At 73.4% G+C, this 10,170-nt stretch carries 13 protein-coding genes; 8 read left to right on the plus strand and 5 right to left on the minus strand.

Features of this window, described 5'->3' with window-relative positions:
* The first annotated feature begins 507 nt into the window (after positions 1-507).
* From B9S61_RS35100 to B9S61_RS35110, 3 genes are all read left to right on the plus strand, one after another.
* Positions 508-1,002, plus strand: coding sequence for a hypothetical protein (locus tag B9S61_RS35100; RefSeq protein ID WP_103545785.1), 495 nt, complete (start codon positions 508-510; stop codon positions 1,000-1,002).
* A 61-nt stretch (positions 1,003-1,063) separates the two neighbouring features.
* A complete protein-coding gene (locus B9S61_RS35105; RefSeq protein WP_103545786.1) occupies positions 1,064-1,819 on the plus strand; it encodes a thioredoxin domain-containing protein in 756 nt (251 codons plus the stop codon).
* Positions 1,816-2,682 carry a cytochrome c biogenesis CcdA family protein gene (locus B9S61_RS35110; protein WP_103545787.1) on the plus strand — a complete coding sequence of 289 codons (867 nt, stop codon included), beginning with the start codon at positions 1,816-1,818 and terminating at the stop codon, positions 2,680-2,682. The genes B9S61_RS35105 and B9S61_RS35110 overlap by 4 nt, the downstream gene beginning before the upstream one ends.
* Positions 2,683-2,813: 131 nt before the next feature.
* Here B9S61_RS35110 and B9S61_RS35115 read toward each other — a convergent pair whose 3' ends face one another.
* The 4 genes from B9S61_RS35115 to B9S61_RS35130 form a co-directional block, all read right to left on the minus strand.
* Entirely contained in the window at positions 2,814-3,389 is a 576-nt protein-coding gene (locus B9S61_RS35115; RefSeq protein ID WP_103545788.1) for a rhodanese-like domain-containing protein, read from the minus strand.
* A 196-nt stretch (positions 3,390-3,585) separates the two neighbouring features.
* Positions 3,586-4,329, minus strand: a complete 744-nt coding sequence (locus tag B9S61_RS35120; protein ID WP_103545789.1) for a sulfite exporter TauE/SafE family protein — start codon at positions 4,327-4,329, stop codon at positions 3,586-3,588.
* A complete protein-coding gene (locus B9S61_RS35125) occupies positions 4,326-4,691 on the minus strand; it encodes a rhodanese-like domain-containing protein (protein ID WP_181007672.1) in 366 nt (121 codons plus the stop codon). Before B9S61_RS35125 ends, B9S61_RS35120 begins: the two co-directional genes overlap by 4 nt.
* Before the next feature lie 36 nt (positions 4,692-4,727).
* Positions 4,728-6,092 carry an MBL fold metallo-hydrolase gene (locus B9S61_RS35130; RefSeq protein WP_103545791.1) on the minus strand — a complete coding sequence of 455 codons (1,365 nt, stop codon included), beginning with the start codon at positions 6,090-6,092 and terminating at the stop codon, positions 4,728-4,730.
* Between the two features lie 184 nt (positions 6,093-6,276).
* On the opposite strand from B9S61_RS35130, the gene B9S61_RS35135 reads away from it, so the two are divergent.
* The 5 genes from B9S61_RS35135 to B9S61_RS35155 all read left to right on the plus strand — a co-directional run bounded on the left by B9S61_RS35135 (position 6,277) and on the right by B9S61_RS35155 (position 9,659).
* Entirely contained in the window at positions 6,277-6,669 is a 393-nt protein-coding gene (locus tag B9S61_RS35135; RefSeq protein ID WP_103545796.1) for a DUF302 domain-containing protein, read from the plus strand.
* A 173-nt stretch (positions 6,670-6,842) separates the two neighbouring features.
* Positions 6,843-7,928 (plus strand): hypothetical protein, encoded by a 1,086-nt coding sequence (locus tag B9S61_RS35140; protein ID WP_103545792.1) that lies wholly within the window; start codon positions 6,843-6,845, stop codon positions 7,926-7,928.
* A gap of 127 nt (positions 7,929-8,055) precedes the next feature.
* Complete coding sequence (locus B9S61_RS35145) at positions 8,056-8,478, plus strand: helix-turn-helix transcriptional regulator (protein ID WP_103545793.1); 423 nt, start codon at positions 8,056-8,058, stop codon at positions 8,476-8,478.
* A gap of 9 nt (positions 8,479-8,487) precedes the next feature.
* Positions 8,488-8,913: a VOC family protein gene (locus tag B9S61_RS35150; RefSeq protein WP_103545794.1), complete on the plus strand. Its 426-nt coding sequence runs from the start codon at positions 8,488-8,490 to the stop codon at positions 8,911-8,913.
* Positions 8,910-9,659, plus strand: coding sequence for a VOC family protein (locus B9S61_RS35155; RefSeq protein ID WP_103545795.1), 750 nt, complete (start codon positions 8,910-8,912; stop codon positions 9,657-9,659). The genes B9S61_RS35150 and B9S61_RS35155 overlap by 4 nt, the downstream gene beginning before the upstream one ends.
* Here the strand turns inward: B9S61_RS35155 and B9S61_RS41830 are convergent.
* Complete coding sequence (locus tag B9S61_RS41830; RefSeq protein ID WP_146065033.1) at positions 9,596-9,913, minus strand: hypothetical protein; 318 nt, start codon at positions 9,911-9,913, stop codon at positions 9,596-9,598. The genes B9S61_RS35155 and B9S61_RS41830 overlap by 64 nt on opposite strands.
* Positions 9,914-10,170 lie beyond the last annotated feature (257 nt).

Below are 10,170 nucleotides of genomic sequence, written 5' to 3' on the forward strand. Positions count from 1 at the left end.
CGTCTCGGGCCGGAGAGGGTGTCCTAGGCTGTCCCGTATCTCCGAGCAGACACGGGAGCGACGTTGAGGCGAGCGGCAGCGCACGGTCCGGCACGTGCCGGGCTTCGTGGTGCGCTGGCTCTGCTCGTCGCCGTCGTGGCGCTGCTGTGCGTGTTCGGGTATGCGGAGCGTGGCGGGCCGGCCGGCTCGTCCCCGTCCGTCGCGCGGCAGGTGTCCGCCCCTGCCGCCATGGCCGCCGCCGAGGGTTCGGACGGGTCGGCGGCGCCGTGCAGCAAGAAGGTGATCGCCGATCACAGCGGGCAGCGGGCTTCGGCTCCGCCGCCGGCTGCCTCCCCACCCGGCTCCGCGGCCCTTCACACCGCGCCTGCGTCGCCCCTGTCCCAGCACTGCGGAACGCCGTCGGGCGGCCCCGCTCCGCCGCCACCCGCATCACTCCACTCCGTTCTGCGGATCTAGACCCGGTCTGTCGGTCGTGTCCCAGAATCCTTGGAAACGGAGCTGTTCAGCATGTCCTCTTCCCCGCGCTCATGGAGTCGGGCGGGCACCGCACTGCGTGGTTGGCGAACCCGGCAGTGGGCCGTCGCCGGCGCAGGAGCCCTGGTCACGGCGATCGTGGTCGGCGCGCCCACCGACGTGGTGCCCAATCCGCTGTTCGGCCGGTCGGTCCCCGTGCAGGGGTGGAACTACCCGGCCCTCGCCGTCACGGCTCTCCTGGCGGGCATCGTCCTGAGCACCTATGTCCGCCCGTCCTCCGCCCTTCCGGCACCGGATGCCCGCGGAGGCGGCCGCCTGGGAGCGGTCGGCGGCGCGCTGTCCTTCTTCGCCGTCGGCTGCCCGGTCTGCAACAAGCTCGTTCTGGTGCTCCTCGGGGCGTCCGGGGCGATGAGCTACTGGGCTCCCCTGCAGCCGCTGCTGGCTGTCCTGTCGGCGGGACTGCTGGCGGAGGCCGCACTGCGCCGCCTGTCCCTGCAGACCGTGTGCCCGGTCACGGCGTCCGCCTGACCCGCGGCCCGGTTCTGCCCCCTTTCTCCCTCACCTTCTCCCTCATCGTCTGAGGTGTCCCATGACTCCATCCGTCCCTTCCCCGTCCCGCCGCGCCCGCAGGCGCACCGCGGCCGTCGGGGTCCTCGTGGCCGCCGCGGTGACCGCGGCCTTCGCACTCACGCTCGACGACTCCGCGAACCGCGACGACACCCCGGACCCCTCCGCGGTGGTCACCGGGTCCGCCGCTCCGCCTCCCGCGGACGACAGCCTGCTCGCCCTCGCCCGCCGCGATCCCTCCGACGCCCTGGCCGTCGGGCGGGCGGACGCACCGGTGGTGATGATCGAGTACTCCGACTTCCAGTGCCCGTTCTGCCGCCAGTTCGCCCAGAACACCGAACCCGAACTGCTGCGGTCGTACGTGGACAGAGGGGTGCTGCGTATCGAATGGCGCAACTTCCCCGTCTTCGGCGAGGAATCCGAGCAGGCGGCGCTGGCCGGCTGGGCGGCCGGGCAGCAGGGCAGGTTCTGGGAGTTCCACGACGTCGCCTACGGCGAGCCGCGTGAGCGCAACGCCGGTGAGTTCAGCGAGGAGAAGCTCACCGGCATGGCCCGCGAGGCCGGAATCACCGACATCGGGCGGTTCCAGGCGGACATGGCGTCCGACAAGGCCCGAAGCGCCGTGCGGGAGGACCAGGAGGAGGGCTTCCGCCTCGGCGTGACCAGCACTCCGGCGTTCCTGATCAACGGCCGGCCGGTCCTCGGGGCGCAGCCCGTGGCCACGTTCACGGAAGCCGTCGCGACGGCGGCGAAGGCGGCGAAGGCGGCCGGGCGATGAGCGAGGCCGGTCTGGCGGTGGCCTTCCTCGGCGGTCTGCTGGCCCTGCTCAGTCCGTGCAGCGCGCTGTTGCTGCCCGCCTTCTTCGCCTACTCCTTCACCAGCCGCACCCGGCTGGTGACGCGCACCGGCCTGTTCTACGTGGGCCTGTGCACGACACTCGTACCGCTCGGCGTGGCCGGCTCGTTCGCCAGCCGGCTCTTCTACGGCCATCGGGACACCCTGGTGGCGGTGGGAGGGTGGACCGTCATCGCCCTGGGGGTGGCCCAGATCGCCGGGGTGGGCTTCGGTTCGCGGCGGATGGCGCGGGCCGCGGGCGGGCACCGCTCGGGCTCGGCACTGTCGGTGTTCGCGCTGGGCGCGGTGTACGGGCTGGCGGGGTTCTGTGCCGGGCCGATCCTCGGCGGCATCCTGACCGTGGCGGCCGTGGACGGCGACCCCGTGCACGGCGCGGTGCTGCTCGCCGTCTACGCCCTGGGGATGGCGGTGCCGATGTTCGTGCCGGCGTCGTTGTGGGACCGGTTCGATCTGGGTCGCAGGCGCTGGCTGCGGGGGCGGATCCTCCGGGTGGGGCCGGTGGCCCTGCACAGCACCTCGGCCGTCGGCGGCGCGCTGTTCATCACGCTCGGGGTGGCGTTCCTCGCCTTCGACGGCACGTCCGCGCTGCCGTCGGTGCTGAGCACCGATGCCGGGTTCGCCCTGGAGGAGCGGTTGTCCGGCCTCGGCGGGGCGGTGTCCGACCGGCTGGTCGTGCTGGTCCTGGCCGCCGTGGCGGCGCTGGCCGCGCTGGTGGTGCTGTTGCGGCCGGTGGACAGGCGCGATCCGCAGTCGTCGCCGGAAGGGGAGCCGTCTTCGCGGGGGTAGCGGATCCTGGTCGTGTGTCCGCGGCGAAAGTCGTGGGTCCGCGTGCGCGGAGGGGGAGGGATCCCGGGTGGGACCCCTCTCCCTCCGCGCGCGGTTCGGCGGTCGTGTCAGCGGTCGTGTCAGCGGTCCTGTCAGCGGTCGCGGAGTGCTGCCAGGGTGCTGTCGAGGTCGGCGGTGCGGGGGCGGTTGTGGGGGAGCTTGGCGAGCATGGCCGCCATGCCGCAGGTGTTGGTCAGGGCGGAGAAGACCAGGCCGCCCGCGATGCCCGCGGAGACGATCTGGAAGGCGGGGTGGACGACCAGCCCGAGCAGCAGGCCGAGCAGCACGAGCGCTCCCGCCGTGAGCCTCACCTGCCGTTCCATACCCCAGGTGGCGCGTGAGGCGCCCTGGGGGCGGTGCAGCTCGTGGCCGTCGGCCGCCCAGGCGCCGGTGCCTCCCGACAGGGTGGCGGCGGTGACGCCGTTCTCCGCGAGGACCCGGCAGGCGTTCTCGGAGCGGGCTCCCGAGGCGCAGACGACCAGGACGTCACCGCGCTCCGCGGCGTGCCGGATGTCGGGCAGCGCGCGCTGGATACGGTCGAGGGGGATGTTGAGCGCGCCGGGGAGGTGGCCGCCGGCGAATTCGCCCGGGGTGCGCACGTCGATGATGATCAGTTCGTGCAGGCGGGTGCGCGCCTCTTCGGTGGCGAGGGCGGTGGGCGGGGTCATGGTGGATGTCGTCCTTACGTGTCGGGATGGTGGTGGAAGCCGTTCCGGCGGAAGCCGGACCGGGGGCGGTCCTCGCACCGGGCGGGCCGGGCAATCGGGCGGACCTTCGGGGTGGTGCGCGCGGTCGAGGAGGAGGTCGGTGACGCCGGACGGCCGCCTCGGCCTCACGGGCGGGTCCGGGACAGGCCCGGTTCGTTCAGACGATCACGTCGACGAGCATGAGGGCCGCCACCGCCAGCAGGACGCCGGCGAAGACCTTCTGCAGGGTGGTGCCGGAGATCTTCGTCGCGAGCCGTTTCCCGTCCCACGCGCCGAGGATCGCGGCTCCGGTGAAGGGGCCGATGATCTCCCAGGGGAGTCCGCCGCCGGTACCGGTGCGAGCGGCGAGCGCGGCCAGCGAGTTGAACGTGATGACGAGCAGGCTGGTACCCACCGCCCGCCGCATGGCCAGTCCCAGGACGTTCACCAGGGCGGGCACGGCGAGGAACCCGCCGCCGACTCCCAGCAGACCCGTGACGGCGCCCAGCCCGGCACCCGCACCGGCCACCTTGCCGGGACGGATCCGGTCCGGCGGGCCGGAAGCGGACGGCCGCAGCATACGCAGCGCCGCCAGCGCGGCGACGACCGCGAACGCCGCGGTCAGCACCGCTTCGTGCAGGCGCCCCGCGACGGCCCCGGCGAGGAAGGCGGGGACGATGCCCGCCGCGGCGAACAGCGTCCCCGTCCTCCACGCCACGTTCCCGTCACGGGCGTGGACGTACAGGGCGGTGACGGAGGTGGCGGTGACGATGATCAGGCTGGCCGTGGCGGCGGCGGCCGGAGTGAAGCCGAGCAGGTAGATCAGCGCCGGTACGGCGATGACGCTGCCACCGCCGCCGAGAGCTCCGAGAGCGAGACCGACGACGGCCCCGGCGACGAGGGCGAGTACGAGTACGGTCACGCCGGGCGGCCGCTGTTCCCGCGTTCGCCGACGACCGGGTGTCCCGCGGCGGCCCACGCGTTCATGCCGCCCTCGACGTCGACCGCCTGTGCCCCGCGCTCGGTGAGGAGCTTCACCGCCTGCTGGGAGCGGTGTCCGCTGCGGCAGATCACCACCAGCGGCCTGCCCTCCACCCCGGCCGGCAGGGTGCCGCCGGCGAGCAGTTTCGTCAGCGGCACGTGGACGGCGCCCGGGGCGTGGCCCGCGCCCCATTCGGGCTTCTCACGGACGTCCAGCAGGACGGCGTCGGGCTGATCGCCGCGGGTGCGGGCGCGTGCCTCGTCGACGGTGACGCGGGGCCCGTTTCGGCGGAAGAGGAACATCACGTGCTTCCTTGTGTGCGAGGAGAACGGCCGGAGTCAGCCGGAGGTCAGGGACAGCCCGGCATCCGCCGCGGCGTCGAAGCCGTCGTCGACGGCGACCACGTCGCGGCCGGTGGCGTCGAGCAGGGAGGCGGCGATCGCCGCGCGCATCCCGCCCGCGCAGTGCACCCACACCACCCCGTCCGGCACCTCACCCATGCGGCCGTGCAGTTGGTGGATCGGGATGTGGACCGAGCCTTCTATGAAGCCGCCGGCACGTTCCGAGTCCCGGCGTACGTCCAGGACGACCACCGTGTCGCCGCGCCGGCGGACGTCGGCGAGGTCGGTGAAGCGGGCACGGGGGAAGGAGGCGAGCCGTTCGCCCTCACGGACCCAGGCGGCCGGGTCGCCGGTGGCGGCGGCCGCCGGGCGGTCGATGCCCACCCGGGCCAGCTCCCGCTGCGCGGCGGCGATCTGCTCCGGGGTGTCGGCCAGCAGGGTGACGGGCTTGCCCCAGGGGATCAGCCAGGCCAGGTAGGTGGCGAGCTTGCCCTCGCCCTCGAAGTTGAACGAGCCTGCCACGTGCCCCCCGGCGAAGGCGGTGCGGCTGCGCAGATCGACCACCCACTCGCCCGCGGCCAGCCGGGAGGCGATCTCCTCGGCGTCCGCACGCTCCGGCGGGGTGAGGTCGACCGGCGCGGGGCCCGCGGCGTTGGCCGGGCCCATGTGCGCGTAATAGGCGGGCACGTCGTCCAGTCCGGCGAGCGTCCGGGCGACGAAGCGGTCCACGTCCAGGGTCAGCGCGTCGTTGGTCTCGCGCTCCTTGCCGATCGTGGTCGCGTCCCCCTCCGCCTGCGCGGAGGAGCAGAAGCTGCCGAACCCGTGGGTGGGCAGCACCGGCACCTCGTCGTCCAGTTCGGCGGCCAGCCGGTGGGCGGAGGCGTGCTGGGCGCGGGCCAGCTGTTCGGTCAGCCTCGGCTCGACCAGATCGGGCCGGCCCACGGTGCCGATGAGCAGCGACCCGCCGGTGAACGCCGCCACGCCGCGCCCGTCCTCGGTCAGGGCGTAGGAGGTGTGGTGCGGGGTGTGGCCGGGGGTGGCGATCGCGCGCAGCGCCAGACCCTCGTCGACCGTCACGGTGGCGCCGTCGGAAACGGGGGTGCGGGCGAAGGACACGTCCGCCCCGGCCGGCACCAGGTACCGGGCGCCGGTGACGCGGGCCAACTCCAGGCCGCCGGTGACGTAGTCGTTGTGCACATGGGTCTCGGCCACGTAGGCGATGCGCACCCCGCGGCGGGCCGCCGCGGCGATGATCCGGTCGATGTCCCGCGGCGGGTCGACGACCACCGCGGCGTCGGGTCCGCCGGCCAGGTAGCTGCGGTTGCCCAGGCCCTCGGACTCCAGGGTCTCGACGAAGAACACGACTACGACTCCTCTCGGACGGTTTACCCTGGGGGGTATACAGTACCCATTTTAGCATCCATACCTAGGGGGGTATTCCGTGACTCACGGGCGGGCAGCACCCACGCGGGGCGTCGCCCAGTGGCGAACGGGTACCCGTCGGGGTATGGAGGAATCAGCCGTTCCGCACCCCCAGGGAGTGTCCGTGTCCTACGACCGCACCGTCCGCCTCGACACCGACTTCGACACCGCCGTCACCGCCGTACGCGAGGCCCTCGCCGACCAGGGGTTCGGCATCCTCACCGAGATCGACGTGACGGCCACCCTCAAGGCCAAGCTCGACCACGACATGGAGGACTACCTGATCCTCGGGGCGTGCAACCCGCCGCTCGCCCGCCAGGCCCTGGAGGCCGACCGCGGCATCGGCCTGCTCCTGCCCTGCAACGTCGTCGTCCGCCGGGACGGCGACAGCACGCTCGTCCAGGCCCTCGACCCGGGAACCATGGTCACCCTCACCGGCCTGGACGCCCTCAAGCCCGTCGCCGACGACGCCACCGCCCGTCTCGACGCCGCCCTCGCCGCCCTGTCCGCCGCCTGACCCGACGGCGTCCCACGCCGGTCCCACTACCGTGGGGCGCCGAAGACCTGGCCCGTTCAGGCCTTCCGGCCCGCGAACCCCTACGGCCTGCCGTGTCCCGGCCCGCGCACCGGCCACCGCGTCGATGACGGTCCGGGGGCGGTCCCGTTGCGACACCCCCGGTGGAGGCGACAGTGGCAGGAACCGATCCGTCGCGCGGAGCGCGGCAGGCCGCTCATGCCGCCGTCTCCGCGGCCCTGGCCCGGTGCGACGACCGTGCCCTGCGCGCGCTCGTGGACCGGGCCGTACCGGCCGGATCCGGCATCGGCGGGACGTCGGCGCTGACGGAGGTCGCCGGAACCACGGTCTTCGTGAAGCGGGTCCCCCTCACCGGCCTGGAGCTGCGGCCGGAGAACACCGGGTCCACCGCGAACCTGTTCGAGCTGCCGGTCTTCTGCCACTACGGCGTCGGCGCCCTCGGCGGGCCCGGCTTCGGGGCCTGGCGGGAACTCGCCGTGCACACCATGACGACGGACTGGGTGCTCGCCGGGGAGCACGAGGGCTTCCCCCTGATGTACCACTGGCGGGTACTGCCGGGCTCGGCGCCCCTGCCGGAGGAACTCGCCGACGTCGAACAGGCCGTCGCCTACTGGGGCGGCGGACCACAGGTGCGCCGCCGGATCCGGGCCCTCGGGGAGTCCCCGGCCGGTCTCGCGCTGTTCCTGGAGTACATCCCGCAGACCCTGCACCAGTGGCTCGGCGGCCGGATCGCGGCAGGAGGTGAGGCCGCCGACCGGGCCTGCGCCCTCGTGGAAAGGGGCCTGACGGACGGCATCTCGTTCATGAACGGCCGCGGACTGCTCCACTTCGACACCCACTTCGAGAACATCCTGACCGACGGCCGTCGCCTCTACTTCGCGGACTACGGGCTCGCCTTCTCCTCCGGGTTCGAGCTGTCCGCCGAGGAGACCGGCTTCTTCGGCCGGCATCGGACGTACGACCGCTGCCACACCGCCACCTATCTGGTCAACTGGCTCGTCACCGCGCTGTACGGGTACCGGCGGGAGGACCGGGAGGGCCGCCGCGCACTGGTGCGGGCCTACGCGGAGGGCGAGCGTCCCACGGGCGTCCCGGACGGCATCGCGGCGATCCTCACCCGGCACGCGCCGGTCGCCGCCGTGATGTCCGACTTCCACCGCGCCTTCCAGGACCGGAGCAGGCGGACCCCGTACCCACTGGAGGAGATACGCCGGCTCGGCGTCACCGCGGACGGACCGTGACGGGCCGCCGGACGGGGCCACCGGGACCGGTGGCGGCGTGGAGCACCGTGCCGGCGGCGCCCCGGCCGGCCGTACGGGCGCCGGAAGACGGCTGCGGCGGCCGTGCGGGCCGTGGAATGCTGGGCGGATGGAGCTGGAGGATCTGGTGCGGTTGCGGCGGACCCGGGACCGGATGGACCGGGAGTACGCCGAGCCGCTCGACGTGACGGAACTGGCGCGGACCGCGCTGATGTCGCCCGGCCACTTCCAGCGCAGCTTCCGCGCCGCGTACGGGCAGACTCCGTACGCCTATCTCATGACCCGGCGCGTCGAGCGCGCCAAGGCGCTGCTGCGGCGGGGCGATCTCAGCGTGACGGAGGTGTGCCTCGCGGTCGGCTGCACCTCGCTCGGTTCGTTCAGCTCGCGCTTCACCGAGCTGGTCGGGGAGACGCCGAGCGCCTACCGGGCCCGCTCGCACGAGGAGAGCGCGGTGATTCCGCCGTGTGCGGCACGGATGTACACGCGTCCGGTTCGGGGCAGGCCCCGGGCCGATCCCGGCGGAATCTTCTAGCGTGGGGACATGGACACAGGAACGGACGCCAGACTCGCCCAGTGCTTCATCGCCGTCGACGACCACGACAAGGCGCTGGCCTTCTACCGCGATGTGCTGGGCCTCGAAGTGCGGGGCGACGTGGGCTTCGAGGGAATGCGGTGGGTGACGGTCGCCTCGCCGGAGCAGGACGTGGAGATCGTGCTGGAACCGCCCGCCGCGAACCCGGACGCCTCCCCCGGTGACAAGCAGGCCACGGCGGAGCTGCTGGCCAAGGGCATGCTGCGCGGGGTCAACTTCACCACCACGGACTGCGACGCCCTCTTCGAGCGGGTGCGGGCGGCGGGGGTGGATGTGATCCAGGAGCCGGTGGACCAGCCGTACGGGGTACGTGACTGCGCGTTCCGCGACCCGGCGGGGAACATGCTGCGCTTCATGGAACGCCCCGTGCGGTGAACGTCCGCTGGACCTACGCCTTCATCGACCGGTCCGGCGCACTGGCCGAGAGGGCCGGTGCGTTCTGGGCCGCCGTCACGGAAGCCCGGCCGTCCGAACCGAGCGGTGAGGAAGGGGAGTTCGTCACCCTGTCGGTGGCGGGCGCCGACGCCTGTGTGGGAATGCAGCGGATCGTCTCGGGCACGGGCGGTACACATCTGGGCTTCTCCGTCGACGACATCCCGGAGTTCGTCACGGCGGCCCGGCGGCTGGGGGCGCGTACGGTCGCCGAGCACGAGGGGTGGACCGTACTGCGCTCACCGGCCGGGCACTTGTTCTGTGCGATTCCCTGGCACGGGGAGTCGGTGCGGCCGCCCGTCGTGCGCGGCAGCCGGCTGGACCAGGTGTGCCTCGACGTCCCGCCGTCCCGCTACGACGCGGAAGTCGCCTTCTGGAGTGGACTGCTGGCCGGCTGGAGTGCCGCGCCCGGCTCACTCCCGGAGTTCCATGTGGTCCGGCCTCCGGCCGGGCTGCCGGTACGCATCCTGCTCCAGCGGATCGGGGAGGACCGGCCCGTCTCTGCCCATCCGGATCTGGCCTGTGCCGACATCGCGGCCACCCGGGCACGGCACGAGGGGTACGGGGCCGTGTGCGTGGCCGAGTTCGGCCACTGGACGGTGATGCGGGATCCGACGGGCGGCGTCTACTGCCTGACCGGCCGCCATCCCGGAACGGGGCTGCTCACCAACCCGCCTGACGCGTCATAGGCGTAGCGGCAGGCGGTGGCCACGGCGCCGTCCTCGAGGTCCGGCGGGAGTTCGGGCGGGACGCACCGGAACTCCCGGTCCTCCGGGACGCCGGGTACGGGCCGGGTCCGCGTGTCCTCCCAGCCGGCCGTGGGCGGCGGCTCGGCCGCGTCCTGCAACCACAGGGTCAGGCCGGACCCGAGGACCACCGCGGCCGTCCAGACGCCCATGCCCCACCGCCATGACGCGCGGCGCCGGTTCCCCCTGTTCTCCATGGCGTTACGCTAGCGCGTCGCGGTCCCCCGTCACCGGGTGGCCTGTCGGAGCGCGTTCGGAGACCGGCCCACGAACCCACCGTCCCTGCACGGCCGTTCACGCTTCCTGCCGTACGGCTCGTGACGGACCGAGGGAACGAAGCGCCCGGGAGGGTGCGCCGAGGCCGGGCGGGCCGGTCTCCGTCCGGCCGCTATCCCGGGGGCAGACCGCGTCCGGCGAGCACCAGGAGCAGGCCCGTGACCATCAGCGGGACGAC

Source organism: Streptomyces sp. SM1 (assembly GCF_002910825.1).
Classification (GTDB): domain Bacteria; phylum Actinomycetota; class Actinomycetes; order Streptomycetales; family Streptomycetaceae; genus Streptomyces; species Streptomyces okerensis.